Source organism: Proteiniclasticum sp. C24MP (assembly GCF_043951855.1).
Lineage (GTDB): Bacteria > Bacillota > Clostridia > Clostridiales > Clostridiaceae > Proteiniclasticum.
This window is the reverse complement of record NZ_JBINJW010000002.1, coordinates 138,957-164,925: the sequence shown is the minus strand read 5'-3', so window position 1 is coordinate 164,925 and position 25,969 is coordinate 138,957. Positions and strand designations below refer to the sequence as shown.

General features: G+C 45.6%; 26 protein-coding genes. 25 read left to right on the top strand and 1 reads right to left on the bottom strand.

The annotated features are described in order from the left end of the window. The first annotated feature begins 70 nt into the window (after nucleotides 1-70). Both ACHAL6_RS03920 and ACHAL6_RS03915 read left to right on the top strand, forming a co-directional pair. Complete coding sequence (locus ACHAL6_RS03920; RefSeq protein WP_395268927.1) at nucleotides 71-202, top strand: cyclic lactone autoinducer peptide; 132 nt, start codon at nucleotides 71-73, stop codon at nucleotides 200-202. A 435-nt stretch (nucleotides 203-637) separates the two neighbouring features. Then, complete coding sequence (locus ACHAL6_RS03915; protein WP_395268926.1) at nucleotides 638-1,933, top strand: diguanylate cyclase; 1,296 nt, start codon at nucleotides 638-640, stop codon at nucleotides 1,931-1,933. Between the two features lie 113 nt (nucleotides 1,934-2,046). Here the strand turns inward: ACHAL6_RS03915 and ACHAL6_RS03910 are convergent, their stop codons facing one another. Further along, the gene (locus ACHAL6_RS03910; protein ID WP_395268977.1) at nucleotides 2,047-3,336 is read right to left on the bottom strand and encodes an FRG domain-containing protein; all 1,290 of its coding nucleotides are present in this window, start codon (nucleotides 3,334-3,336) and stop codon (nucleotides 2,047-2,049) included. Nucleotides 3,337-3,690: 354 nt separating this feature from the next. On the opposite strand from ACHAL6_RS03910, the gene ACHAL6_RS03905 reads away from it, so the two are divergent. The 23 genes from ACHAL6_RS03905 to ACHAL6_RS03795 all read left to right on the top strand — a co-directional run bounded on the left by ACHAL6_RS03905 (nucleotide 3,691) and on the right by ACHAL6_RS03795 (nucleotide 25,941). Then, complete coding sequence (locus ACHAL6_RS03905; RefSeq protein WP_395268925.1) at nucleotides 3,691-4,377, top strand: DUF969 domain-containing protein; 687 nt, start codon at nucleotides 3,691-3,693, stop codon at nucleotides 4,375-4,377. A gap of 3 nt (nucleotides 4,378-4,380) precedes the next feature. Then, entirely contained in the window at nucleotides 4,381-5,310 is a 930-nt protein-coding gene (locus ACHAL6_RS03900) for a DUF979 domain-containing protein (RefSeq protein WP_395268924.1), read from the top strand. A gap of 42 nt (nucleotides 5,311-5,352) precedes the next feature. Continuing rightward, a complete protein-coding gene (gene pcp, locus ACHAL6_RS03895; protein WP_395268923.1) occupies nucleotides 5,353-5,997 on the top strand; it encodes a pyroglutamyl-peptidase I in 645 nt (214 codons plus the stop codon). 285 nt (nucleotides 5,998-6,282) lie between these two features. Continuing rightward, nucleotides 6,283-7,299, top strand: a complete 1,017-nt coding sequence (locus ACHAL6_RS03890) for an NAD-dependent epimerase/dehydratase family protein (protein WP_395268922.1) — start codon at nucleotides 6,283-6,285, stop codon at nucleotides 7,297-7,299. Nucleotides 7,300-7,527: 228 nt separating this feature from the next. Then, nucleotides 7,528-9,216: an ABC transporter substrate-binding protein gene (locus ACHAL6_RS03885; protein ID WP_395268921.1), complete on the top strand. Its 1,689-nt coding sequence runs from the start codon at nucleotides 7,528-7,530 to the stop codon at nucleotides 9,214-9,216. 70 nt (nucleotides 9,217-9,286) lie between these two features. Beyond that, nucleotides 9,287-10,240 carry an ABC transporter permease gene (locus tag ACHAL6_RS03880; RefSeq protein ID WP_395268920.1) on the top strand — a complete coding sequence of 318 codons (954 nt, stop codon included), beginning with the start codon at nucleotides 9,287-9,289 and terminating at the stop codon, nucleotides 10,238-10,240. 8 nt (nucleotides 10,241-10,248) lie between these two features. Then, entirely contained in the window at nucleotides 10,249-11,163 is a 915-nt protein-coding gene (locus tag ACHAL6_RS03875; protein WP_395268919.1) for an ABC transporter permease, read from the top strand. A gap of 13 nt (nucleotides 11,164-11,176) precedes the next feature. Further along, on the top strand, nucleotides 11,177-12,190 hold the full coding sequence (locus tag ACHAL6_RS03870) for an ABC transporter ATP-binding protein (protein ID WP_395268918.1): 1,014 nt from the start codon (nucleotides 11,177-11,179) through the stop codon (nucleotides 12,188-12,190). Continuing rightward, complete coding sequence (locus ACHAL6_RS03865; protein ID WP_395268917.1) at nucleotides 12,187-13,221, top strand: ABC transporter ATP-binding protein; 1,035 nt, start codon at nucleotides 12,187-12,189, stop codon at nucleotides 13,219-13,221. The genes ACHAL6_RS03870 and ACHAL6_RS03865 overlap by 4 nt, the downstream gene beginning before the upstream one ends. Further along, on the top strand, nucleotides 13,208-14,146 hold the full coding sequence (locus ACHAL6_RS03860) for a dihydrodipicolinate synthase family protein (RefSeq protein WP_395268916.1): 939 nt from the start codon (nucleotides 13,208-13,210) through the stop codon (nucleotides 14,144-14,146). Before ACHAL6_RS03865 ends, ACHAL6_RS03860 begins: the two co-directional genes overlap by 14 nt. Further along, nucleotides 14,143-15,873 (top strand): FAD-dependent oxidoreductase, encoded by a 1,731-nt coding sequence (locus tag ACHAL6_RS03855; RefSeq protein ID WP_395268915.1) that lies wholly within the window; start codon nucleotides 14,143-14,145, stop codon nucleotides 15,871-15,873. Before ACHAL6_RS03860 ends, ACHAL6_RS03855 begins: the two co-directional genes overlap by 4 nt. After that, nucleotides 15,867-16,979, top strand: a complete 1,113-nt coding sequence (locus tag ACHAL6_RS03850) for a Gfo/Idh/MocA family protein (protein ID WP_395268914.1) — start codon at nucleotides 15,867-15,869, stop codon at nucleotides 16,977-16,979. The genes ACHAL6_RS03855 and ACHAL6_RS03850 overlap by 7 nt, the downstream gene beginning before the upstream one ends. A gap of 169 nt (nucleotides 16,980-17,148) precedes the next feature. After that, on the top strand, nucleotides 17,149-17,838 hold the full coding sequence (locus ACHAL6_RS03845) for an N-acetylmannosamine-6-phosphate 2-epimerase (protein ID WP_395268913.1): 690 nt from the start codon (nucleotides 17,149-17,151) through the stop codon (nucleotides 17,836-17,838). A gap of 40 nt (nucleotides 17,839-17,878) precedes the next feature. After that, nucleotides 17,879-18,763, top strand: a complete 885-nt coding sequence (locus ACHAL6_RS03840) for an ROK family protein (RefSeq protein WP_395268912.1) — start codon at nucleotides 17,879-17,881, stop codon at nucleotides 18,761-18,763. A 12-nt stretch (nucleotides 18,764-18,775) separates the two neighbouring features. After that, nucleotides 18,776-19,636, top strand: a complete 861-nt coding sequence (locus ACHAL6_RS03835) for a MurR/RpiR family transcriptional regulator (protein WP_395268911.1) — start codon at nucleotides 18,776-18,778, stop codon at nucleotides 19,634-19,636. Nucleotides 19,637-19,714: 78 nt separating this feature from the next. Next, the gene (locus ACHAL6_RS03830; protein ID WP_395268910.1) at nucleotides 19,715-20,176 is read left to right on the top strand and encodes a YhcH/YjgK/YiaL family protein; all 462 of its coding nucleotides are present in this window, start codon (nucleotides 19,715-19,717) and stop codon (nucleotides 20,174-20,176) included. Nucleotides 20,177-20,444: 268 nt separating this feature from the next. Next, entirely contained in the window at nucleotides 20,445-21,212 is a 768-nt protein-coding gene (locus tag ACHAL6_RS03825) for a type IV toxin-antitoxin system AbiEi family antitoxin (protein WP_395268909.1), read from the top strand. Then, nucleotides 21,196-22,155 carry a nucleotidyl transferase AbiEii/AbiGii toxin family protein gene (locus tag ACHAL6_RS03820; protein WP_395268976.1) on the top strand — a complete coding sequence of 320 codons (960 nt, stop codon included), beginning with the start codon at nucleotides 21,196-21,198 and terminating at the stop codon, nucleotides 22,153-22,155. The genes ACHAL6_RS03825 and ACHAL6_RS03820 overlap by 17 nt, the downstream gene beginning before the upstream one ends. Before the next feature lie 88 nt (nucleotides 22,156-22,243). Further along, the gene (locus tag ACHAL6_RS03815) at nucleotides 22,244-22,765 is read left to right on the top strand and encodes a class II fructose-bisphosphate aldolase (RefSeq protein WP_395268975.1); all 522 of its coding nucleotides are present in this window, start codon (nucleotides 22,244-22,246) and stop codon (nucleotides 22,763-22,765) included. 395 nt (nucleotides 22,766-23,160) lie between these two features. Then, the gene (locus ACHAL6_RS03810; RefSeq protein ID WP_395268908.1) at nucleotides 23,161-23,505 is read left to right on the top strand and encodes a BMC domain-containing protein; all 345 of its coding nucleotides are present in this window, start codon (nucleotides 23,161-23,163) and stop codon (nucleotides 23,503-23,505) included. Nucleotides 23,506-23,525: 20 nt separating this feature from the next. Then, nucleotides 23,526-23,954: a EutP/PduV family microcompartment system protein gene (locus ACHAL6_RS03805; RefSeq protein ID WP_395268974.1), complete on the top strand. Its 429-nt coding sequence runs from the start codon at nucleotides 23,526-23,528 to the stop codon at nucleotides 23,952-23,954. Next, a complete protein-coding gene (locus tag ACHAL6_RS03800) occupies nucleotides 23,951-24,523 on the top strand; it encodes an ANTAR domain-containing response regulator (RefSeq protein WP_395268907.1) in 573 nt (190 codons plus the stop codon). Before ACHAL6_RS03805 ends, ACHAL6_RS03800 begins: the two co-directional genes overlap by 4 nt. 11 nt (nucleotides 24,524-24,534) lie before the next feature. Beyond that, complete coding sequence (locus tag ACHAL6_RS03795; RefSeq protein WP_395268906.1) at nucleotides 24,535-25,941, top strand: sensor histidine kinase; 1,407 nt, start codon at nucleotides 24,535-24,537, stop codon at nucleotides 25,939-25,941. Nucleotides 25,942-25,969: the final 28 nt, after the last annotated feature.

The following is a 25,969-nucleotide window of genomic DNA, read 5'->3' as shown; positions in this document are numbered from 1 at the left end:
AAAATATAATGTTAGCACCTTATTCTGTATGTAAATATTTTTACATAATTAATGATGAAAGGGGGGATTAATGATGAAGAAGACAAATTTACTTACACTTGTAGCGGCTTTAGCCACTGCATTTGCAGCAACTATGGCAACATCAGCTTGCACTTATTTCTTTTACCAGCCTGAAGAACCAGAATGTCTGAGAGATAAGTAATTAAGCTAAAGAGACTTGTTGATTGACAAGTCTTTTTAACATTTATAGAGAAAGCAGGGGATGAATTTGTGGAAAGGACTTCCATCACTTAATAGCAAGAAAAGAGAACAGATCAGAATCATGTTTTTCACCGTAAAAATTCTTGCTCTTTTTTTTAGTGCTATCCCGATTTTAGAATATTTTTATGAGAAGTATAATATCAATGATGTTTATAGCACCTATGCGATAGGGGTAACACTGGTTGTATTCAGTCTGATTATGTTTTTTCTGATGTTTATTTTCAATAGAAACCAGAATAATAGAATATATCAAATCATTGAAATGATGATATTTATTTTTGTTTTTCTTACATCAATCTATGTCAGTGGTGCCAATGAAAGCAAGAACAAATATATTTTCCTTTTCATTATTATCTCTTACACCATTGAGTATGGGATGAAGACAGGACTTTTGATAGCTGGTATAGCTACAACGGTGATTGCCACCATGGATCTTACGCTTGGAAATAATGAGGTAATCAATATTCAGTTTGAAAACGACCTGGCTCTTTTCGCTATGTTTTTCTTAGTAGCATGGACAATTGGTTATTATGCGAAGTTGGAGCAGTCACATATAGATGAATTGACGAACTATGCAAATATTGACGGTCTTACGGGTGTATACAATCACCGGTATTTTTATGAACTTCTAGAACAGCTCTTTGAAGAAAACAAGGAGAATGGTACACAGCTTTCTCTGGTGATACTGGACCTTGATTACTTCAAGAAATACAATGATGTCTATGGCCATGCGCAAGGAGATATCTTCCTGAAAGAGATCACAGGAGTCATAAGTGATACCCTCAGAGAAAAGGATATCCTCTGCAGATACGGCGGAGATGAGTTCTGTGTGATCCTGCCGGAAACAGACAAGGAGAATGCCTGCAGGATCGCCGATCAGTTAAGAGAAGCGGTCTGCAGCTATGACTATCTTGGTAAGGAAAACATGAACAACAGGATGATGACGGCTTCCATAGGCGTATCAACCTACAGTTCTCAGATGGAAAGATACATCGATCTCATTGAAAATGCCGACATGGCGCTTTACAGGGCAAAGTTCCTGAGAAGAAACAAGGTAGAGGTCTATTCCTCCATCTTTGACCACATCATCGAAAAAGAGCCCAATGAGAATCTGCTGGAAGAAATTAAACCTCTGAAGACACTGATGACCGTCATCAACTCCAGAGATACCTATACCTTCAATCATGTGGAAAGAGTATTCCATTACTGCAGAATCACAGCAGATTATCTGAAGCTCTCCGCGGAAGAGAAAAGGTCCCTGCTCTTTGGTGCATATCTTCATGACCTGGGAAAAATCAATATTTCCAAAGAGACCCTGATCACCAATTCCAGGTTGAGCAATGAACAGTGGGAGGAACTGAAGAAGCATCCGCAGGACAGTGCGGATATCATCAGTCAGATCAATGGCTTTGAGAAGATTGTGCCCATCGTCCTTCAGCACCATGAGAAATATGATGGGTCCGGTTATCCTCAGGGACTGAAAGGAAATGAAATCAACTACCTGGCAAGAATCCTTACTGTGGTGGACTCCTTCGATGCCATGACCAATCAAAGGCCTTATCAGAAGACAAAATCCTTTGAAGAAGCCTTTGAAGAAATACGAAGATGTAAGGGAACACACTTTGATCCCGTCATTGCGGACAGATTCATGGAAGCTCTGAAAGAAATATAGAGTAAGTAATAGATCAGCAGATTCTGCTGATCTATTATTATAAATAAGATTTTCAAAGAAATACCAGAGAATAGACTACCAAGTTATGTATTTGAATTATCGTTAAAAAACATTCAAATATTTTTGAGATATCGGGTCTTGATATGTTCTGCTACTGCGTCAATTTCAGGAAACAATGTTGCTCTATTTATGGAGAAAGAGTTTAGTTCCTTCAAGATAGACTCTTTGTTCGTTATTATAAATATTTGCATTTTATTCTGTTTTCTTGATTTATATCTTAACTCATTAAGATTCAGATTTTGATCACCTTTTGAAAGTCCACATATTATAAAAGCTCCATCTTGTTTGATGATTCTTCTATTTTTCTTAAGAGGCAATACGATTAGAGGACATAATAAATCTTCTTTTTTTATTTCATCTCTAAAAGCAGGTTTTTCAGATTTCACTTCATGAAGGAGCCTCTTGCATTTAGTGTTAAATTCTATATTATCAATACTTGAATCAGTGGCATATTCATATAGTTTAACTTGTTCATCATATGTAAATAAAGGTAAACTTGCTAGTATTGTCACTGTATCACTTTGAGAGTATTTTATTTTGGACTCATCCTCTGAAAATACTATGACTTCACCATACATTTTAGAGTCACCATTGCAGGAGAAGTAAAGAGCAACAAGAGGATTGTTTGTTATGTCTAGCAAACGAGTGGGTAGTCCATAGTGCTGCATTTCTACTAAAACTTCAAGGTGGGACTTATTTATTTCAAAGTACTCTGGGGAACTGATAAGAAGTTCGTTATACATTTTTCGCTCGTTTTTAATATATCCATTACTTCTCATAATCGAAGGCTGAAGAATATGGTTAACATTTGTCTGCCCACGAAAAAAACTGGTTTCGTTGATCATTTCGTGATTCTTAATTAGTTTTGAGAAAGTACAGATCGAATCAACAAAATTCAAAGCAATATGATTTTTGAAATATACTATTCCGTTTTCATTTTCTATAGGTTCATTGATTTCATGTGCCTTCAAGGATAATCCTATAAATTTTAAGAGAATGGCCGTTTGAGAATCACTTTCCTGATAAGTGCTAAGAGAAAGCAACATCCTAATAAGGGTATATATTTCTTCTTCTTTCATTTGGATTGGATTTATTTTGTTGGTGTTGGATGAGTACTCAATATAATTTAGACTATTAATTAATTCATCAGCGTTTTTAGGATTAGGATTTTTTACAACTTGTATATATGGCGAATCAATATTTGAAAGTGCTATTTTTTGCTCTTCTTTGCTCCTTTTAGATTTAATGTATCTATTTATATCACAATAAGAGTCTTTTATGAGCTTTTTTACAATACCATAGTATATTGCATGTTTAATAATTTCATTATCATATAATTTCATGTAGTTCAAAAATATTACCCCCTTGAAGTATACGTATCATTTATATTATAAATTAAAATCCTACTAACAGTTAGCATATATGGATTATTTTTCAATTTTTCAATAACTTGCAATATTATATCATTATTGTGAGTTATAATCATATTGAATTATTAGACAGGGAAAATACATTGGACCGAAAGATTGATAAAATATGAGAGTGGAATCATAATCGTGGATTCCTTATCAATAATGCGAAAAATATGATAAAAAGAAGATAAAATGTTATTGTAAATGTTTTCTGAATATTGTCTCAAATATAACGTGGTGATATAATGAGGTATGCTCAATAGAGCGGAAAGGAGAGTGTTGTTAATGGAAGCCTTAAAACTCATCGGTGTTCTTGTGGTGGTCCTCGGATTCGCCTTCAAGAAAGACACCATCGCCACTGTTGTCGTAGCAGGTGTCGTCACAGGTCTTGTGGCAGGCATGACGCCTATGGAAATTCTGGAGGTGCTTGGAAACTCCTTCATCACCCAGAGAACCGCCACACTGTTCGTTTTGACCTTACCTGTCATCGGAATCAGTGAAAGATACGGTCTCAAAGACAAGGCAGTCGATTTCATCGGTAGCATCAAAGGTGCCACCACCGGTAAAGTCCTGTCCATCTATCAGGCCATCCGTGCTGCTGCTGCCGCTTTCTCCGTAAGACTGGGTGGTCATCCACAGTTCATCAGACCGCTTGTCAATCCAATGGCTCAGGCTGCCGCCATCGCAAAATACGGCAAGTTTGATACCAAGACGGAAGATCAGATCAAAGGTGCTGCCGCAGCATCGGAGAACTATGGTAACTTCTTTGCGCAGAACGCATTCATGGGGGCATCAGGAACACTTCTGATCGTGAGCACCATGGCAGAGCAGGGATATACCGAAGTCACAGCACTGAATATTGCCCTATGGTCCATTCCGGTTGCTGTAATCTCAGTCATTCTCGGTGTCATCAAGAATTATCTTCTGGACAAGAAGCTCTCGGGCAGACTATCCAGCAAGAAGGAGGTATAGCAGATGGATCTTAATACAGGTATAGGCGAATTTTTCTACATCATCATCGGAATCATATTCATCATCTGCGGTGTGTACGCACTACGAGACAAAGCGCTGAAAACCAGAATACCTACTGCAATCTTCTGGTTTCTGCTGGCGTTCACCTTCATCATCGGGCCTCATATCCCACGCTGGATTACAGGAGTATGTATCCTCATCATCGCAGGACTCACGTCCATGAACCAGGTGAAGCAGCCCAAGACGGATGTGCCCACCGAAGAATTCACACGTAAGAGTGCGGATAGAATCGGGAACAAGATCTTCATCCCAGCGGTTTCGCTGGCAGTCGTGGCTGTAGGTGTCGCTTATGTTCTCGTTGAACTGGGACTCAGCACAAACCATGCCATCGGTATTTCCGCAGCCATCGCTCTGGTCATCGCTTTCGTCATTACAAAGGCACCAGTGAAATATGCACCGGTGGACGGGTCAAGGCTCATGATGAACGTGGGACCTGTGGGTATTCTTCCACAGCTTCTGGCTGCACTGGGTGCACTGTTCACCGCAGCAGGTGTCGGAACCGTCATCGCCAATGGAGTGGCAACGGTCATTCCTGATGGAAGCAGATTCATCGGTGTTGTAGCCTACTGTGTAGGTATGGCACTGTTCACCATCATCATGGGGAACGGATTTGCCGCTTTCTCCGTCATTACCGTGGGCATCGGTATTCCATTTGTCATTCTGCAGGGGGCTAACCCCATCGTTGTAGGTGCCCTTGGCCTTACAGCAGGATACTGTGGAACCCTTCTTACACCTATGGCGGCGAACTTCAACATCATGCCGGCAGCGCTCCTTGAGACCCAGGACAAGTATGCCATCATCAAGTCCCAGGCACCTATGGCGGCCACACTACTGGTCGTTCATATCTTCCTGATGTACTTCCTGGCGTTTTAAGATTCTATTCCGTTTAACTGACCAAAGGAGGTCGATGAACAAATGAAAATACTCGTAACTGCTTTTGATCCGTTTGGCGGTGAATCCATCAATCCGGCTCTGGAAGCCGTGAAGCTCATGAAAGACACCATAGAAGGAGCAGAAATCGTGAAACTGGAGATTCCTACAGTGTTTCGAAAATCCATAGAGAAGACCAAGGAAGCCATCCTGAAAGAGAACCCTGATGTGGTGCTCTGCGTTGGACAGGCAGGCGGACGTTTTGAAGTCACACCGGAGCGTGTGGCCATCAATGTGGACGATGCCAGAATTCCGGACAATGAGAACAATCAGCCCATCGATGTGCCCATCTATGAAGACGGAGAACCGGCTTACTTTGCCACACTGCCTGTAAAGGCCATGGTGGAAGCCATCCGTAACGAGGGACTGCCATCGTCTCTTTCAAACTCTGCAGGAACCTTCGTCTGCAACCACATCATGTATGGTGTGCTTTATACCATCGACAAGATGAAGAAAGACATCCGTGCAGGATTCGTCCATGTGCCATTCATTCCACAGCAGGTGGCAAGAAGACCATCTCCAGCACCTTCCATGTCCATGGAAGACATTGCAAGAGCACTGGAAGCTGCCGTATCTGCCATTGTGAAGAATGACGAAGATATTGTGGCAGTGGGTGGAAAGATCGACTGATGTTGCAGTAGTAAGATTATAAGGATCACAGTTTTTCTTCAGGAATAACTGTGATCCTTCTTCTAGGTGTGCGGAGAAAGGATTCTTTGAAGGAGTTCTCTCGGAAGAATTTTCGGATCGGGAAGTACTTGAAATCAGAGCTCATTACGGACGGGAAAAATTACTGAATTTTCTTGTGAATTCGTGTACAATCAAGATAACAGCAGCGGAGAGTCCCTACATCCAATTAGATCCGAAGTCCTGGCAGGTTATGACCTGATTCCAAGTATAAAGAGGGGATGAATCATGAAAGAGTTATACATTGTCACTGGTGCATCCGGACACCTGGGGAATGTACTGGTGAGAAGACTGGTGGAACAGAACCATCTGGTATGGGTTTTTCTTCTTGATGGGGAGAAAAATGTGGTGGAAGGTGTGGAACGAGTCTATCATGGGGACGTCAGAAACAAGGAGAGCATGAAGCCTGTTTTTGAAGATGCGAAGGAACATGAAGTGAATTTCATCCACTGCGCAGGCATCGTATCCATCAAATCGGAATATTCCAAGCTTCTTCATGATGTCAATGTAGGAGGAACGAAAAACGTGGCGGATCTGTGCCTGGAATATAAAATCCATAAGCTGGTGTATATCAGCTCAGTACATGCCATCCCCGATAATACCCATGGAGAGGTGATAAGAGAAATCAGAACCTTCGATCCCCAGGCTGTAACAGGTCATTATGGAAAAACAAAGGCTGAGGCAACGCAGTATGTTCTGGATGCAGGAGAAAGAGGGCTTTCTGTCAATGTGATCCATCCTTCGGGCATCATAGGACCCTATGACTTCGGCAGAGGACATACCACTACGCTCATCACAGATTACTGCAGAGGAAAACTGGTGGCAGCCATGGCAGGTGGATTTGACTTTGTGGATGTCCGTGATGTGGCAGAGGGAATCATATCCTGTGCACAGAAGGGTGAACCTGGAGCATGCTATCTTCTCTCAAACAGATATTATACCGTCAAAGAGCTGCTGGATATGCTCAGTGAGATCACAGGTAGAAAGAAGATCACATCCTATCTGCCCCTCTGGTTTGTGAGACTTACAGCTCCCCTGGCGGAGCTGTATTACAGGATTCTCAAGCAGCCTCCGCTCTACACCAGGTTCTCCATCTTCACTCTTTCAACAAACAATCTCTATTCCTCCGAAAAGGCTATGAATGAACTGGGTTATAAGACCCGTGAGATGAATGAGACCTTGAAGGATACCTATGACTGGCTGGTTCAGGGTGGACGTATCAAGTGTGGTGAAGAGGGAGGATGACTCCGTGTCATTTCCCGGTTTCCGTAAAACCATAATGTATACCATTACGAAACTATGAAATAAAAGAGCGATTAAAACGCTTTTAGAAAAAATTTCCAAAAAATATTATTTTTTGGAAATTTTTTCGTTTTTCTATTGAAGTTCATGATTTCGTGTGTTAAATTGATTGTAATAGTTTACAGGATATTCACAAGAATAGGTAAACAATAACGATCAAGGGGGAAAACAATGAAAAAAGTAGTAAGTCTATTACTGGCATCCATGATGATGCTTGGTGTACTGGCAGGATGCTCAAACAATGAAGATCCGGCAGAAACACCAGAAACACCTGGCACAGAGACACCGGGGGAAACGCCAAGCGAACCTGCTGAAGGTGGCGTAATCTATTCCAATGGGGGGCCAATAGAATTTTTCGAACACCCATGGCTGAATCCTGGTTCCTTCCTTTACAACAAGACACTGTTTGATCATCTCATCGTAGCAGACGAGAACCTGAACCCTGCAGAGGGACAGCTCGCAGCTGACTACAACATCACAGAAGACGGTATGAATCTTGAATTCAACCTGAAGGAAGATCTCTTCTGGCATGACGGCGAAGCCATCACAGCAGAAGACGTCAAGGGTTCCATCGAATATGCGCTGAAGATCTCAGGTCTGAATGCGGTATTCGCTTCCACATTCTCCGCCATCAAGGGCGCTGAGGAATATGTGGCTGGCACAGCAGATGGAATCGAAGGAATCGTCCTTGATGGAAACAACATCAAGATCGAATTCGCAAAGCTTGCTCCAGATGCACTACTGACCTTCACACAGTTTGCACCACTGCCAATGAAGCATTTTGAAGGAGAAGATCCTCTAAACTTCCAGCAGTCCGCATTCTGGCAGAGCCCAGTAGGAAGCGGCCCATTCATGGTGGATGAAGTGAAACTGAACGAATACACCACCCTGAAGCCATTCGACAAGTATCATGCAGGTGCGCCAAGCTTCAGCATCTACCTGACACCAAGCCCTGGGGACTCCGATCCGAATCTTGTAACCAATGCACAGGCAGGTATGGTGGACTACGCATTCACAAAGAATGTGGAATTCGCAAACAGCCTGAAGGATGTAGAAGGACTTAACGTGACACAGGTTGACATCCGTTACACAAGACTCTTCTATCCTAACAAATTCCCTAAGGCAGATGGAACACCATCACCTCTAGCAGATGCAAAAGTAAGACAGGCCATCGCTTATGCCATCGACATGGCAGCCATCGCAGAAAACCTCTTCAAGGGTGCTGCAGTACCAGCGAACTCCCTCTCACCAAACGAAGCTACCAAGGCAACAGGCCTGAACGACTATGACTACAATCCTGAAAAGGCGAAGGAACTTCTTGCAGAAGCAAACTGGGATGAAAACTACGAACTGGATGTAGTGTATTACTACACAGACCAGCAGACCGTAGACTTCATGGCAGCCATCCAGTCCTATCTGAAGGATGTAGGCATCAAGATGAACTTCAGACTGCTTGAAGGAGATCTTGGCACACTACTCTGGACTCCACCAGCTGATCCGGTAAACGGACCAAGCGCAGTGGAATGGGATATGGCTTATGCGGCAAATGCTGCGCTTTCCCTTCATGAATACTATGACAGATACCAGACAGGTTCTTCATCCAACTCCCACACGCCAAGTGATCCAAAGCTGGATGAACTGATCGAAGCAACCAACTCCACATTCGATACCGATGAAATCGTTGCTGCATTCCAGGAACTTCAGAAGTATGAGAATGAGACCCTGTTCACTCTTCCACTATACTATCAGCCAACATTCGTCATCGAATCTGATAAAATCGTAAAGGGTGCTCCTAAATACGGAAATCCGCAGTTCAACTACAACTGGGATATTCAGAACTGGGAAGTTGCTGTAGACTAAAGAAAAGTAGAGAATCTTATAGGATATAGCTGTGGTTCTCCACAGCTATATTTATTGAAAGGAGAATACCATGTTTTCATATGTTATAAGAAGGATCCTGTCTCTGATCCCCATGATACTCATCATAACATTCCTGATCTATCTTGGTCTGGAACTGACACCAGGGGACGCAGTCTCCCACCTCATTCCACCGGATGCCCTGGCCAATGTGAGTCCGGAGCAGCTGGAAGCAGTAAGAGAATCCTTCGGCCTCAATGATCCGTTTCTTGTTCGTTACTTCAGATGGCTTGGAGAAATGCTCCAGGGGAACTTCGGTTTCAGTATTTCCTCCGGTGTGAGCATTTCGGAAATCGTCATGAGAAACCTTTCCTCCACCATCGAGCTGTCCGTAGCGGCACTTCTCATCTCCACGGTCCTTGGCAGCGTACTGGGTCTTCTCAGTGCCCTGAAAAAAGGAACCCTGGCAGACAATGTGCTCACCGTAGCCGGTATGATCGGTGTATCCATTCCGCAGTTCTTCTTCGGACTGGTGTGTATCCTGCTCTTCGTGCTGAAATGGAAGATTTTCCCCATCAGGCTCCTTCCCCATCAGACCTCCTTCGTGGATGAGATGAAAGTGCTCTTTCTTCCCGCCATGGTGCTTGGCATCTCCCTCACCGCAGGTGTCATGAGATATACAAGAAGCAGTATGCTGGACGCCCTGAACAAGGACTACATCAAGACGGCAAGAAGCAAGGGACTTTCCGAATGGAGAGTGAACCTGGTGCACGGATTCAGAGTGGCCCTAACACCTGTTGTGGTCCTCATCGGATTCAGACTGCCCATGCTCATCGGAGGATCCGTGGTCATTGAAAGCATCTTCCAGAGACAGGGCATCGGAAGCACCTTTGTCACGGCAGTGCGTGGTCAGAACTACCCCCTGGTCATGATGATTGCACTCTTCAGCGTCATCGCAGTGCTTATATCAAGCTTTGTGGTGGATATCCTGACAGCGGCGCTGGACCCTCGAGTAAAGTTAGAGTAGGTGATGAGATGATAAGCAGAAAATTAGATAGAAAATTCGACCGCATCCTTGAAAGAGAAGAGAAGGGGCTAAACAGCGGCAAAACCATGAACCGCTCCCTTCGAAAATTCCTGAAGAACAGACTGGCCATCGTCGGCGTGGTGCTCTTTGCACTGATCCTTCTGGCTTCTGTCTTCGCACCGCTTCTCACAAGCTACGACCCGCTGGGGGTCGACATGTCCACGGTGCTTCAGGCACCTTCCAGAGAACATATACTAGGTACAGATAAGATCGGAAGAGACATCTTTTCAAGAATCCTCTATGGTGGAAGAATCTCCATCCTGGTAGGACTTGGAAGCGCCCTGGGCGCAGCCTTCATCGGTGTGCTTCTTGGCGCCTATGCAGGCTACAAGGGGGGCAAGATCGACAAGCTGATTCTTAGAATCTCCGAGATCTTCATGTCCTTTCCGCAGATCGTACTGGTACTGCTGCTTGTGACCATTCTGGGACAGAGTCTCACGAACCTTCTCATCATCTTCATACTGACAGGATGGGGAAGTGTCTATCGTATGACCAGAGCCAGAATGCTCTCCATCAGAGAAGAAGAATATGTGCAGGCATTAAGAGCCTTCGGACTCAATGATTTCCTTGTGGCCTACAAGCATATGCTGCCTAATGCCATTGGACCTATTCTTGTAAACATCACCCTGTCCACCGCCATGTTCATACTGGAAGAGGCAGCCCTAAGCTTCCTGGGACTGGGTGTACCACTGGAAATCGCCACCTGGGGGAATATCTTAAATGCCGCCCAGGACCAGTCCGTGCTTCTGAACAACTGGTGGATCTGGCTTCCTGTGGGTGTCGTCATTTCCCTGTTCGTCATGGCCGTGAACTTCATGGGCGATGGCCTGAGAGATTCCACAGACCCTACACAGCAAGGGTAGAAGGAGGTAAATTATGGAAAAAGAAATAAGAGAAAATGAAGTCATCTTAAGAGTAAAAGACCTGAAGACCTTCTTTTACACCAACAATCGATGCAACCGCGCCATCAACGGCGTTTCCTTCGATATCAGAAAAGGAAAGACTTTAAGTATTGTAGGAGAATCGGGATGCGGCAAAAGCGTGACTGCTTCCTCCATCATGCAGCTGCTTCCCGAATTATCCAGAATCGAAGAAGGAGAAATCACCTACTTCTCCAGTGACGGAGAAGTGAATATAGAAAAGCTTCCGAAAAACGGGAAGAAGATGAGAAGCCTTCGTGGTTCCGACATCGCCATGATTTTCCAGGATCCCATGACGGCGCTGAATCCTGTGTACACCATCGGTTTCCAGATCGTCGAGAACCTGAGAGCGCACATGAACATGAGTAGGAAAGACGCGAAGAAAAGAGCCGTGGAACTGCTGGCGCAGATGGGCATTCCCAATCCGGAGCAGAGAGTCAACGAGTATCCCCATCAGTTCTCCGGTGGTATGCGGCAGCGTGCCATGATCGCCATGGCCATGAGCTGCAACCCCAAAGTGCTCATCGCCGATGAGCCTACCACAGCGCTGGATGTGACCATCCAGGCACAGATCTTCGAGCTCATGATGAAGCTGAAGGAAGAATTCGATACGGCCATTCTACTCATCACCCATGACATGGGCGTTGTGAATGAAGTATCCGATGATATGGCGGTCATGTATATGGGAAACATCGTGGAAAGCGGAGAGACCAGAGATGTCATAAAGCATCCCGCCCATCCCTATACCAAGGCGCTGCTCCAGTCCATTCCGATTCTCGGAAAAGGACGCAATCAGGATCTGGAACCCATAAGAGGTTCAACACCGGATCCCTACAACAGACCCGTAGGCTGTCAGTTCAGAGACCGCTGCGACTACATGACCGAGAAATGCGGTGAAATGCCGCCGGAGGAAATGGTCACAGAAGACCACATGGTAAGGTGCTGGCATTGGAAAGAGGTGCTGAAATGATTAAGAAAGAAAGAGAAGTATTACTGAGCCTGAATAATGTGAAGACCTACTTCCCCGTGAAGAAAGGAGTCATGAAGAAGACCGTGGGCTACGTCAAAGCCGTGGACGACATCACCATCGATGTGTACAAGGGGGAAACCCTTGGCCTGGTGGGAGAATCCGGATGTGGAAAGACCACCCTCGGAAAGTCCATTCTGCAGCTGATTCCATCCACCGGCGGAGAAATGAACTACAGCTTCGACGGAGATGTGAAGGACCTGAGAACCCTTGACAAGAAGAGCCTGGACAATGCAAGAAAGAGAATGCAGATCGTATTCCAGGATCCTCATTCCTCCCTGAACCCGGCCTTCACCATCTATCAGTCTCTCTCAGACCCCTTGAAGAAATTCGGTGTGGACAAGAAGGAAGACAGAAGAAAGATCATCGGAGATTTACTGGAAGCCGTCAACATGAGAGCAGAGTACATGGACCGGTATCCTCATGAGTTCTCCGGCGGACAGAGACAGAGAATCGGCATCGCCAGAGCCTTAAGCGTGAATCCGGAACTCATCGTCTGCGATGAAGCCGTAAGCGCCTTGGATGTATCCATCCAGGCCCAGGTGCTGAACCTTCTGAAGAAACTGAAGGAAGAAAGAGACCTGACCTACATCTTCATCACCCATGACCTTTCCGTCGTGGAATACATCAGCGACAGAATCGCTGTCATGTATCTGGGAAGAATCGTGGAACTGGCGGAGGCGGACGAGCTCTACAAGAACAAGCTGCATCCCTATACCCAGGCACTCCTCTCCGCCATCTTCGTGGCAGAGCCGGACCGAAAGACCAAGAGGATCATCCTGGAAGGCGATGTGCCAAGCCCTATGAACCCACCTTCAGGGTGCTCCTTCCATCCACGATGCAGCTACTGCATGGATGTGTGCAAAGTGGAAAGACCAGCCCTTAAGAAATACGAAATAGACGGGACCGATCACTATGTGGCCTGCCACATGGTAGAACAGAAGAAAGAAGGAAAATATAATGGCGAAATTTAATTTCAAAGAAATCACAGGGGTCATCCCCGCTCTCCTGACCCCATTTGACAAGGACGAGAATCTGGACGAGAAGGGCCTTAGAGCACTCATCGCCAAGCTTCTTGATGAAGGCGTTCACGGACTGTATCTTACAGGTTCCACAGGGGAAGGCTTCCTCATGAACCAGGAAGAGAGAATGAAGGCCGTGGAAATCGCCATGGATGAAGTGGCAGGAAGAGTGCCGGTCATCGTTCATGTAGGTGCAATCTCCACAAGACTCTCTCTGGAGCTGACCCATCACGCTAGTGAGGCAGGCGCGGATGCCATTTCCTCCGTACCGCCTTTCTACTACAAGTTCAGTGAAAAGGAGATCATCGAGTACTACAGAGAACTGGCGGCAGCCACAGCGCTTCCCATGATCGTCTACAACATTCCGCTGGCAGGACTCATGGGCTATGACACCATCTTGAAGCTTGCGAAGCTTCCAGGCGTGGAAGGCATCAAGTACACCGCCACAAGCCACTTTGAAATCACAAGACTCAAGAGCGACGTGGGACCTGATTTCATGATCTACTCCGGAGCAGATGAAATGGCGCTTTCAGGACTTCTGGCTGGTGCGGACGGCATCATCGGTTCCACCTACAATGCCATTTCCGATACCTTCCTGGACCTTTACAGCGCCTATACAGAAGGAAGACTGGAAGAAGCCAGGGACATCATGAAGGAAGCCGTGGCTGTCATCATGCAGCTGCTTTCCTATGGAAGCCTCATGGCGGTCTTGAAGGCCATCAACAGATGGAACGGTGTGGATGCAGGCTATGTGAGAAAGCCTTTCACAAACTTCAGTGAAGAAGAAGAAGAGAACATGAAGAAGGACTTCGTGGCGCTCCATGAAAAGATGAATTTCAAGCATGTGAAGTTCATCACTGAGCTGATGAAGAAATGATTGTAGAGAAACAGCCGGATACGGATGTCCTGGTCATCGGCTCGGGCATCGCCGGTCTATCTGCTGCCATCTATGCGGCGAAAAACGGAGCCAGCGTGGTCTTAAGCTCTTCCGTGAATCTCTTTTCCGGATCCACATTCTTCCCGGGAACCTGGGGATTTGGCCTGGTGGGACCGGAAGACGAGAAAGACGAAAAGGATCTTATCGAAACCATACTGAAGCTCGGACAAGGCGCCGCAGTGAAGCACCTGGTGGAAACCTTTGTGAAGAATCTCAATGAAAGCGTGGACCTTCTGGAGAATCTGGGCATCACCCTTCTGAAACCTTCAGAAGAAGCCAGAGGGCAGAAGGAATACATTCCCTGCTTTGATCACAAACATAGAAGGTGGAGAGGACTCACCAAAAAGAATCTTCTGGAAGCCATGCCCAGGGTCCTGAAAGAACTAGGTATAACCCTTTTACCGGACTTCGAAGTCATGGAGCTTCTGAAAGAAGGGGAAAAGGTTACAGGGGCCCTGGGGATAAGAGAAGGCAGAAAGCTCATGAGCATCCACGCCAAAGCCGTGGTGCTTGCCACGGGAGGCCTTGGTGGTCTCTACAGCTACAAACTTACAACAGATGATGTCAACGGCACCGGAGTGGGCCTTGCTTTACGGGCAGGGGCAAAAGCGGTCAACCTGGAGTTCATGCAGATCATGCTGGGCTTTGTGAGACCGGGCTTCAAGACCGTTCACAACGAGAAGACCTTCTTTGCCTCTCAGTTTCATACCGGAGAGGGAAAAAGTCTTCTGAAGGAAAGACTGCCGGAAGAGCACACAGAAGAAGAAGTATTGAAGGCAAGGTCTCTTCACGGACCTTTCTCCAGCGAAACCGTCAGCAGATATCTGGACCTTGCGGTCCATGAGGAGATCACGGAGAAGCATCTTTCCGGGGTCACCATGACCTACGATCTGGAAAAGCTCAAGGAACCGGCGGAGTTTGTGAAGACCTACTTCCGCTGGCTGAAGGAAGAGAAGAACGTAAGCTTTGAGGATGAGATCCTCGTTGCACCTTTCATGCATGCGTCCAACGGAGGCATCTTCATCAGCGAAGAAGGAAAGACCCATGCGCCCGGACTGTTTGCAGCAGGAGAATGCACCGGCGGCATGCATGGCGCAGACCGCATCGGCGGACTGTCCACAGCCAATGGCATCGTCTTCGGAAAAATCGCTGGAGAAAACGCTGCAGCCTACAGCAGAGAAACAGAAGAAGAAGAAACTGAACCCGGAATGGATGATCCGGGCATGTCCATACAGTCCACGGAGGCGCCAGAGGAAAAGCTGAGAGAGATGAGAAAAATCATGTATCAGCATGCGTTTCTGAAACTGGAAGAAGAAAGCCTGCTCCATGCGAAGAACGCCTGGGAAAGCATCCATTTCAGTGAAAGCGCCTTTGATATGGGGAAAGAGCCCACGGACAAGACAGAGGCTGAAAAGATGAAGACTATTCGGGACAGCTACAGGCTCCTGAACGGAAAAGCAGCGGCTTCAGCCCTTCTGACGGTGCAGCTCATGAGAAGAGAAAGCAGAGGCTCCTTCTACAGATCCGATTATCCGGTGAAGGACGAGAAGCATTTCAGAAGTCCTCTGGTGGTGCGTCTCCTGAACCGGAACAAGGAATACACGAAAGAAAAGAACACTGAAGTGCTGGCTGAAAAACTGGAAAGGGATGAAAAGATTGTATGGTGAGAATCGGAATCGCAGGCATCGGACAGATCGCGGAAGACTACATTTCACTTTTCGCTGATGGAAAAATCAGCGAAGGCAGAATCACAGCCCTTTCTTCCAGAAACCAGGAAAGAGTGAAAGGCATCATCGATACCTATGCACTGGGTGACATCAGAACCTTCAGCTGCCTTGAGGAAATGCTGAAGAAAGATGTAGTGGATGCGGTGATCATCACAACGCCCCATACCCTGCATCCCGCCATGGCAGAGCTGGTCCTAGAAAGCGGGAAAAACGTGCTGGTGGACAAGCCTCTGGGCATCAAGGCATCGGAGCTCACAGACCTTGTGAAGCTTGCAGAAGAAAAACCGCATCTTGTATCGGCAGTGATGCTGAACAGACGCAGCAGTGACCTCTACCAGAAAGTGAAGGACATTGCGGGAAGCGGTGAACTGGGGGAGCTGAGACGTGCCCTATGGCAGATCACCAATCTCTACCGGACCTATGCCTACTATGGCACCAGCACCTGGAGAGGAACCTATCTCACTGAAGGGGGAGGCGTACTGATGAACCAGGCGGTTCATCAGCTGGATCTTCTTCTATGGATCATCGGTATGCCCGAGAAAGCCCATGCCTTCATGAAGGAAGGCTTTCATCGCCCTATGACCACAGAGAACGATGTGATTCTGAACCTGTTCTACGAAAGCGGAGCACGTGCAACCTTCCTTGCCTCCACCCATGAAAGTCCCGGAACCAACAGACTGGAACTGTCCTTCGACAAGGGCCAGATTGTGGTGGAAGAAGACAGAAGCCTGAAAATCACAAGACTCACAGAATGTGAAGAAGACTTTGCGAAAAAAGAGCGCACCTATTTCACCCACGTACCCTGTGAAGTGGAGCGGTTTGAGATGCCCTCCTCATCCAATAAGGTGGAACAGGCAAGAACCATAAACAACTTCATCGGCAGCATACTCGGAAAGGAAAAGGTCATGGCATCCTTTTCCGAAGGACTGAAAAGCGTACAGGTGATTAATAGTGCCTACCTGTCCTCCTGGTCCGGAAAGACCGTGGACTTGAATTATGATCCGGAAGAGTATGATCTCTACTGGAATAGAAAGCTGGAAGAGTAGATAAAACTGCAGGAACAAGAGAAATACAATACAGAAACTGAAGAAGAGAGGAAGCACACGAGAACCTATGCTCCTACTCGTAGTCCATAGGTCCTGTGTTTCCATAGAGTAAAGGAAAACGACGAAATCTAGAAAGAGGAGGATGACTCTTTAAGAGTCATAGACGTATATGAAAAGTAAAGAAGAAATATTCGAATCCATAAAGGGAGGTCTGGTGGTATCCTGTCAGGCGCTGCCGGAAGAACCCCTCCACAGCTCCTACATCATGGGCAGAATGGCCTATGCGGCCTTCCAGGGCGGAGCCATCGGCATCCGTGCCAACACCGTGGTGGATATCCGGGAAATCAGAAAGACTGTGGATCTTCCCATCATAGGAATCATCAAGAAAGTCTATGGGGACTGCCCCGTATTCATTACACCTACCATGGCGGAAATCGATGAACTGGCGGAAGAAGGAGTGGAAATCATCGCGCTGGATGCTACAGAAAGGGTAAGACCCGACGGGAAGGTCATTGAAGAGGTGTTTCCTGAAATCAGAAACAAATATCCTGATCAGATCTTCATGGCGGACTGCGCCACCTATGAAGACGCGAAGAAAGCGGTGAAGCTGGGCTTTGACTGCATCGGAAGCACCCTGGCAGGCTATACGGAAGAGTCCAAGGAAGCAAGCCTGCCGGACTTTACGCTCATCGAGCGCATGGCCCGTGATTTTGACGTACCGGTCATCGCAGAAGGAGGCATCTCCACGCCGGAAGAGCTGAAGAAGGTCATGGAACTGGGTGTCCATGCCGCAGTGGTGGGCTCAGCCATCACAAGACCCCTGGAAATCACAAAGAAATTCGCCAGTGTAGTGAAATAGATTACATATTCCCTTATAATAAAAAGCAGGTGGTGATCCTATGAAAATCCTTTGCGCCGATATCGGTGGTACATCCATCAAGGCAGCGGTGATTGAAGATACAGGAAAGACAATTGAATTTAAAGAAGCGCCCACAGAAAGCGTCCTTGGCGGAAGCCATGTGATGAAGAACCTGGTGAAGCTTCTGAGAACCTATGAAGAAGACTACGATGCCATCGGCATCTCCACTGCAGGACAGGTGGACAGCGTGAAGGGGGAGATCATCTATGCCAATGAGAACATTCCCGGCTATACGGGCATGAAGGTGAAAGCCATGCTGGAGAAGGAATTCTCTCTGCCTGTGAAGGTGGAGAACGATGTGAACTGCGCAGCCCTTGGGGAAGCCTGGTTCGGTGCAGGTGCTTTATCGGAAGACCTCATCTGCCTGACCTACGGGACAGGCGTGGGGGGCTCCATCATCCTGAACCGGAAGGTCTATGGCGGGGAAAGCGGCATCGCCGGAGAATTCGGCCATATGGTCATTCATCCAGGCGGAAGAGACTGCAACTGCGGAAAGAAAGGCTGCTATGAATCCTATGCTTCTGCAAGGGTTCTGGTACAGGAGGCCATGAAGATGGATCCGGACTGCGACAATGGAAGAAAGCTCTTCCAGAGAATCCAGGCAGGAGATGTCCTCATGACGGAGCTCTTGGATGCCTGGGCCAAGGAAGTGTCCTATGGCCTGGTGAACATCATCCATATCTTCAATCCGGCGCTGATCGTTCTGGGGGGAGGAGTCCTGGAACAGGACCTGGCCTTCGAAGCCATTAAGGAGCATACCTTCAGCCAGATCATGGACAGCTTTAAAAATGTGAAACTCGTGAAGGCATCCCTTGGCAACAAGGCAGGACTTCTGGGTGCAGCATCTCTCTATCTCAACAGTTAATGGGGGAATAACATGAATAATGTAGACGTATTTGACCGTATCAGTACCTTGTACAATTCATTCACCAAATCAGAAAAAAGACTGGCGGACTATATCCTGAAACAGCGGGACCAGATCATGTTCATGTCCATCACGGAACTGGCTGAAAAGTCCAAGGTGGGCGAGTCGGGCATCTTCCGGTTCTGCAAGAATCTGGGACTGAAGGGATATCAGGAGTTTAAGATCTCAGTGGCTCAGAGCCTTAATTCAGAGGAGAATGACACCACAAGAAACATCGATACGGAGATTCTTTTAAATGACAGTCTGGATGTGCTGGCCGGCAAGGTGAAGCAGACCAATATCAGTGCGCTGGACCAGACCTATAATCTGCTGGATTATGAGGATCTGGACAAGGCAGTGGAAAAGATCATCGAGGCGGAGAGAATCCGTTTCTTCGGCATCGGTTCCTCCCTCATCACCGCCATGGAAGGGCAGAACAAGTTTCTGCGTATCACCAACAAGGCGGAAGTGATCATCGACAGTCACTTCCAGGTCATGACAGCAGCCCAGATGAACGAGAGAGAAGTGGCCATCATCATTTCCTACTCCGGTCAGACCAAAGATTCCATCGAAGTGGCAAGAATCGCCAAGGAATCCGGAGCCTTCGTCATAGCCATCACCAGGTTCTCCAAATCGCCCATGATCGCTTACGCGGATGTCACGCTCCTGTGCGGAGCCAATGAAGGGCCGCTTCAGGGGGGTTCTCTGTCTGCCAAGATCTCCCAGCTGTATCTTCTGGATGTGCTCTACTTCGAATATTTCAAGAAGACCTTCGAGGTGTCCAAGGAGAACAAGGAGAAGACCGCCAGAGCCGTTGCAGACAAGCTGGTGTAAGAGAAGACGGCAGACGTAATCTTATCTGAAGCCGGATAGATCAATGATAGAGAAACAAAGGAAAGTGAGGAAAAATAGATGATAACAGATCGTCTGGAGAACCTAGAAAGATACCGTTTTGAAGACCCCAATATGGAAGAAGCCAGAAAGTTTCTTCTGACCTTCGATGTGATGTCCCTTGAGAGAAGAAGACACGAAATCAAAGGGGAAGAGATCTTCATGAACCACAGAGATGCGATGCAGATTCCACTTTCTGAGGCCCGCTACGAAGCCCATGAGCGCTATGTGGATATCCACATCACATTAAAAGGAACGGACTTCATCCGAACCACGGAAAAGAGAAACCTTGTGCATGCTACGCAGTATGACAGGGAGAATGATTTTCTCCTGGGAGACTATGATGGCATGCATTATACAGACAGCTACATCGGGGAAGGCTCCTTCGGTATCTATTTTCCGGAAGATGCGCACCTGGTGAATGCATCACCTGGTGAACTTCAGAATGTAGAGAAGTTCATCCTGAAGGTTAAAATCAGATAGTTAAGAACAAAGATCGTCTTTATGATCCTGTAATCAGGATGATAAAGACGATCTTTGTTTCACAGTGAGAAATATGGAGTTTCAAAAAATGTATAGTCCGATTTTTTTAATTATATCACGGTATTCTTTATTATTTAAGAATAACGTGATATAATTAAAAAAGTAATTATTATCCTATTACTGAGTTGACATCATATTTTAAAAATAGCATGATAATAATTAAAATTAAAGATTATCATGCCAAAATTAAAAAGAAGAGGTGAATTAAATGAATATGTTGACTAAGCTGGCAAAATATCCGGTTTTTACAATCGATGATGTTAAGAAGATTGTAGGCAATGAGAAGACATCCTACAGCAGGATCCATAGTTTGATGAAAAGAGATCTTGTCAGGAAGGTCAGAAAGAATATATACTCTGTTGTAAATCCGGCGACAGCACAGCTTGTAGCGACACGTTATCAAATCGCTTGTGCGATAACCGATACAGCATATATTTCACACCACAGTGCTTTTGAATATTACGGCCTGGCGAATCAAGTATTCAATGAGATATATGTTTCATCTGAGACAAAGTTCAATCATTTTGAATATAATCATATCACGTATAAATATATTGCATCAAGGATGAGTGAGGGAGTTTCTGATGCAAAGAACACCACCGGTGTTAGAATAACTGATATGGAACGGACAGTTATTGACAGCATAAGGGATTTCAATAAAATCGGAGGGTTTGAAGAATTACTTAACTGCCTGCAAGGCATCCATTACCTGAACGAAAAGAGACTGAAACGATATCTTGACATATATAATACCCAAGGTTTATATCAACGTGCTGGATATCTCCTTGATCGTTATAAAAATGAGATGCAGTTATCAAATGAGTTCATAGAATATTGCAAAGGTAAAATTGGGAAAAGCAGACGATACCTTGTAAGTGATACAAAGGATGATAGTTTCTATAATAGTGAATGGGAACTGATGATACCGGAAAAATTATTTGAAATAAGGGATCATGGAGGTGACATTCTTGTCTAATTACGACATTATATATTTAGGGAAAAAGGCTGAAGAACTAGGATTTGTTAGAGATACCCTAGAAAAGGTTACAAGGCTCGCAGATATTTTGGAGTATTTAAATACAAATCCGATTCTGAGAGATAGTCTTGCATTAAAAGGTGGAACAGCCATTAATCTTACAATCTTCAACTTACCACGTCTATCTGTAGATATTGATTTGGATTATTTAATCAGTTGCAGTAGAGAAGAAATGCTTAAAAGTAGGGAGGTCATTAACAGTACGATTGATCGTTACATGGTATTCCAGGGTTATTCTATAAATCCCAAAACAAAGAATCCGCATAGCTTGGACTCATGGGTCTATGACTATCTGGGAGCCAGCGGGAATAAGGATAATTTCAAGATTGAAGTCAATTATTCTTTACGTTGCCACGTTCTTGAAACAGAAGAAAGGCTTATTGCAACCGAACATTTCTCCAATGTGTATAAAGTGAAGTCTCTAGCTCCAATTGAAATCTATGCAAGTAAGATAAATGCACTACTTAGCAGAGCTGCAGCCAGAGATTTGTATGATGTAAGAAATATGATTCACTATGGTCTCTTTGATAAATCGGGCGAAGTTATGCTAAGGAAGTGTATTGTATTCTATGCAGCCATATCAGCGAGAGATAAAAATAGTATAAACAAGACCTTTGATACAGAAGGTATCGACTCAATAAGCAAAAGGAAAATCAAGACAGATCTGAAACCTGTAATTAAAATCAAAGATGATTTTGAATTAGAGACAGCCAAAATACTAGTTAAAGAGTACATATCTAAGTTAATGATTTTGACGAAGGAAGAGATGGAGTTCTTGAATAGGTTTGAGGTTGGAGAATACATTCCAGAGCTTCTATTTGAGGATAATGAGATTCTGAAGCGAATTAAGGGTCACCCGATGGCATTATGGAAAACTAGATAAGTAAAAGAGAAACCCAAAGATTTCTTACGATGAAGGTTCATTCTCATCAGTAAGAGAATGAACCTTCATCCAAGTGTTTTGACAGGAACTGTACGATGGCTCCAAACTTCCTCTGGAGGAAAATATACGAAAGACCAGAGAAGTGGTGGCCTATGCAAGAGAAAGAGGCGTCTCGGTAGAAGGAGAACTTGGATATCTCAACAAGGAAGATGGAAGCGACGAAGTGGAGATTGTCTGCACAACCGTTGCAGATGCAGACCACTACATCAAGGAAACGGAAGTGGATGCTCTTGCCATTGCCGTAGGGAATGCGCATGGTCTGTATAAAAGAAAACCGGATATCAATCTGAAGCGAATCCAGGAAATTCATCATGAAACGCAGACCCCTCTGGTACTTCATGGAAGCTCTGGAATCACGAAGGAGATATTAGGTGGTGCTTTCAGCCTTGGCATCAGGAAAATCAATGTGAATACGGAGCTGGCCATAGCTGGCAGCCAGGCGGCTTATGGATACATCAAGGATCGCCTAGACAGTGCGAGATTTGAAATCGTTATGACCGCAGCAAAGGATGAAATGAAGAAAACCGTTAAGTCCTTTCTCCTGATTTAAAGAACATCCCTGAACCGGAATACAACTGGTTCAGGGATGTTTTCTGCTGTCTCTTCAATGATTCCTTTCCAGTAGCTTCACCACTCTGCATGATGAAGCACAGGATGCAGCAGTTATTTCCGAAATCCTGGATGAATAAAAGAGAAATGCTTCCGGTGCTCTTTTGGCGGATTCGTTCATAACTATTATCAGATTTAAAAATTATCGTTGATAATATCACAAAAATTTTTATAATTATTGAACTGAGAGCATAATAGTGATATCATTGTAAACAAGGAAACGGTTACATGAATCCACAATGGAGTGGTGTTATTGAATAAGAGAGCAATGGGGCTTCAAGAGATAAACTTTGTTTTATTTTTTGAGCCATTTTTTATAATGAAGGAGATGACGGGGTGGAGTCTAAAACAAGGATCATTCAGGAATTTGTTCCTGGTAAGCAGATTACAATTGCTCATATCATAGCCAATCCCAGACAGGAGATCTACCGTAAAATGGGCCTTGTGGAAGAAAGTTCGGGTGCCATCGGCATTCTGACCATCACGCCTTCGGAAGCATCCATCATCGCAGCGGATGTGGCATCCAAGGCAGCGGGCATCGAAGTGGGATTCATCGACAGGTTCAGTGGAGCACTCCTTATCACAGGAGATGTGTCCAGCGTGGAAGCATCCATCATACAGATTGTGGATGTGCTGACCAATGTCATGGGATTCACACCTTCTCCCATTACGAGGACATAGGAGGCAGCTTAGTGAAGAAAATGATGCTAATTGGAAGAACAGACAGCGGGAAGACAACCCTGGCAGATGTTCTTCAGAAAGGGTACTCCGATGCAAGGAAGACCCAGTCCATTGAGAGAATCGGGACGGTGGTGGATACACCGGGGGAATTTGTGGAAAACAGAAGGCTTTACAGAGCACTGCTCATCACTTCCTATGATACGGATGTGGTGGCCATGGTCATGGATGCCACAGAAAATCATACACTCTTTCCACCGAACTTCGCCATCGCATTCAATAGAGAAGTCATCGGTATTGTCACCAAAGTCGACAAAGACGTGAGCACGGATTATGCGGTGTCAAGTCTGAAGAAAGCAGGCGCGGAAAAAGTCTTTATCGTCAGTGCCGTATCGGGAGAAGGACTGAAGGAACTGAAATCATATTTAGCATGTGAGGGGGAATCCTGTTGAGACCTAGAATTGTTATCGCAGAAGATGAATCCATCACCAGAATGGATCTGGCGGAAATACTGACGGAAGCGGGCTACCAGGTAGTGGGACAGGCCGCAGACGGCTTTGATGCCATAGAAATATGTAAAAGACAGAAACCGGATCTTGTGATCATGGATGTGAAGATGCCGGTCATGGACGGACTGCAGGCCACGGAAAACATCATGGAAGAGAACCTTGCAGGTTGCGTACTGATGCTCACAGCCTATAATGACGGAGAGTTCGTCAATAGAGCCAACGATCTGGGTGTCATGGGATACCTGGTGAAGCCCATAGAGGAAAAGACACTGCTTCCTGCAGTGAAGATCGCATTAAGAAGAAATCAGGAAATGCACCAGTATAAGAGCAAGGTCATAGAAGTGGAAAAGAAACTGGAAGAGCGTAAATGCATTGAACGGGCGAAGGGAATTCTGATGAAGAAGGACGGTTTCTCTGAAGAAGAAGCCTATGCCTACCTTCGAAACATCAGCATGAAAAAGCGTTGTAACATGGGTAAGATTGCAGATATGATCATACGCTCCACCATATAGAGGAGAACATCATGCTGAGAAGTCTCTGTAAGACCCATACACAATTGAATGACGCTGAGATCACCTATCTGGAAACACTGGAAGGATTTCTTCCGCTGATTGCGGAAATGGTGGATGCGGATATTTTCATCGACTGCATCACAAGAAATCCCGATGCGGCCATCGTCGTTGCCGAAGCCAACGCAAAGCATTCCATGTATCAGGATACCGTAGTGGGGCAGCTGGCCTACAGGAAAAATGAACCGGCTGCGCTGAGAACCCTTGATATCGGAATCCCCACCTTCGAACTGAAGGCCATCACCCAGGAAGACATCACAGTGAAGCAGAATGTGGTAGCCATTCGCTGGGAAGGAAAAGTCATAGGAGTGCTCATCATGGAAAGAGACGTCACAAGAGACTATGCGGACAAAAGAAACATGCAGATTCTGGCGGAAACAGCCGAGCAGCTCGCTCAGGCGCTTATGGTCCAGAATGCAACCAGAAATAATGCGAATCATATCACAAATTACGTGGCAGATGCCATACTCATAGCAGACCAGACGGGGCACGTGATCTACAGCAATCCCGGAGCGCAGAAACTCTACGACTCCCTGGGATACAGAGAATCCATCGTAGGCATGCACTTTGACAATGTGGTTCTGGACAACAGCACCTTGAAGGAAATCAGAGACAAGGAATATCTTGAGATTGATGAAGTGCGCATAGGAAGCCTCACGCTGAACATCAAGTACTCCATCATGAAGCAGAACAATCAGGAAGTGGGCCTTGTGGTCCATATCCGAGACATCACAGATGTCAAGAACAAGGAAAAGGAACTGATCCTGAAATCAGTGGCCATTCGGGAAATTCATCATAGAGTGAAAAACAATCTTCAGACCATCGCTTCACTTCTACGGATTCAGTCCCGAAGAATCACAGATGAGAATGCCAAGAAAGCCTTCACCGAAAGTATCAACAGAGTGCTTTCCATCGCAGTGACCCATGAACTTCTGGCACAGAACGGTGTAGATGATGTGGACATCAAAGATATTCTGACGAATATCGTGAAAGGAGCCATGCTCTTCAGTAACTCCATGCATTTCCAGCTCAATGTGGAAGTCAGGGGAGACAGTGTAAACATCAATTCCGAGAAAGCCACTTCCATCGCACTGGTGGTCAATGAGCTGGTGCAGAACTGTGTGGAATATGCTTTTGTGGGACGGTCAGAAGGCAATATCTTCATTGACATCGAAAAAGGAGAATACATCTCCACGGTCACCGTTGCCGATGACGGCATCGGATTCCAGTCCGACAAGGTGAAAATGGGAAGCCTTGGGCTGAGCATTGTGGAGCAGCTCATCAAAGACAAGCTGAAAGGAGATTTCGAGATCTCTTCCGGCAATGAAGGAACCAGCATAATGTTTGATTTTATGCATTAAAAGGATTGAAAACTTTCCGTAACAGGAA

What these genes read in the sequence shown, in the direction of transcription:
- ACHAL6_RS03920 (WP_395268927.1), top strand. Translation starts at nt 71, where the DNA reads ATGATGAAGAAGACAAATTTACTTACACTTGTAGCGGCTTTAGCCACT.
- ACHAL6_RS03915 (WP_395268926.1), top strand. Translation starts at nt 638, where the DNA reads ATGAAGACAGGACTTTTGATAGCTGGTATAGCTACAACGGTGATTGCC.
- ACHAL6_RS03910 (WP_395268977.1), bottom strand. Translation starts at nt 3,336, where the DNA reads ATGAAATTATATGATAATGAAATTATTAAACATGCAATATACTATGGT.
- ACHAL6_RS03905 (WP_395268925.1), top strand. Translation starts at nt 3,691, where the DNA reads ATGGAAGCCTTAAAACTCATCGGTGTTCTTGTGGTGGTCCTCGGATTC.
- ACHAL6_RS03900 (WP_395268924.1), top strand. Translation starts at nt 4,381, where the DNA reads ATGGATCTTAATACAGGTATAGGCGAATTTTTCTACATCATCATCGGA.
- pcp (WP_395268923.1), top strand. Translation starts at nt 5,353, where the DNA reads ATGAAAATACTCGTAACTGCTTTTGATCCGTTTGGCGGTGAATCCATC.
- ACHAL6_RS03890 (WP_395268922.1), top strand. Translation starts at nt 6,283, where the DNA reads ATGAAAGAGTTATACATTGTCACTGGTGCATCCGGACACCTGGGGAAT.
- ACHAL6_RS03885 (WP_395268921.1), top strand. Translation starts at nt 7,528, where the DNA reads ATGAAAAAAGTAGTAAGTCTATTACTGGCATCCATGATGATGCTTGGT.
- ACHAL6_RS03880 (WP_395268920.1), top strand. Translation starts at nt 9,287, where the DNA reads ATGTTTTCATATGTTATAAGAAGGATCCTGTCTCTGATCCCCATGATA.
- ACHAL6_RS03875 (WP_395268919.1), top strand. Translation starts at nt 10,249, where the DNA reads ATGATAAGCAGAAAATTAGATAGAAAATTCGACCGCATCCTTGAAAGA.
- ACHAL6_RS03870 (WP_395268918.1), top strand. Translation starts at nt 11,177, where the DNA reads ATGGAAAAAGAAATAAGAGAAAATGAAGTCATCTTAAGAGTAAAAGAC.
- ACHAL6_RS03865 (WP_395268917.1), top strand. Translation starts at nt 12,187, where the DNA reads ATGATTAAGAAAGAAAGAGAAGTATTACTGAGCCTGAATAATGTGAAG.
- ACHAL6_RS03860 (WP_395268916.1), top strand. Translation starts at nt 13,208, where the DNA reads ATGGCGAAATTTAATTTCAAAGAAATCACAGGGGTCATCCCCGCTCTC.
- ACHAL6_RS03855 (WP_395268915.1), top strand. Translation starts at nt 14,143, where the DNA reads ATGATTGTAGAGAAACAGCCGGATACGGATGTCCTGGTCATCGGCTCG.
- ACHAL6_RS03850 (WP_395268914.1), top strand. Translation starts at nt 15,867, where the DNA reads ATGGTGAGAATCGGAATCGCAGGCATCGGACAGATCGCGGAAGACTAC.
- ACHAL6_RS03845 (WP_395268913.1), top strand. Translation starts at nt 17,149, where the DNA reads ATGAAAAGTAAAGAAGAAATATTCGAATCCATAAAGGGAGGTCTGGTG.
- ACHAL6_RS03840 (WP_395268912.1), top strand. Translation starts at nt 17,879, where the DNA reads ATGAAAATCCTTTGCGCCGATATCGGTGGTACATCCATCAAGGCAGCG.
- ACHAL6_RS03835 (WP_395268911.1), top strand. Translation starts at nt 18,776, where the DNA reads ATGAATAATGTAGACGTATTTGACCGTATCAGTACCTTGTACAATTCA.
- ACHAL6_RS03830 (WP_395268910.1), top strand. Translation starts at nt 19,715, where the DNA reads ATGATAACAGATCGTCTGGAGAACCTAGAAAGATACCGTTTTGAAGAC.
- ACHAL6_RS03825 (WP_395268909.1), top strand. Translation starts at nt 20,445, where the DNA reads ATGAATATGTTGACTAAGCTGGCAAAATATCCGGTTTTTACAATCGAT.
- ACHAL6_RS03805 (WP_395268974.1), top strand. Translation starts at nt 23,526, where the DNA reads ATGATGCTAATTGGAAGAACAGACAGCGGGAAGACAACCCTGGCAGAT.
- ACHAL6_RS03795 (WP_395268906.1), top strand. Translation starts at nt 24,535, where the DNA reads ATGCTGAGAAGTCTCTGTAAGACCCATACACAATTGAATGACGCTGAG.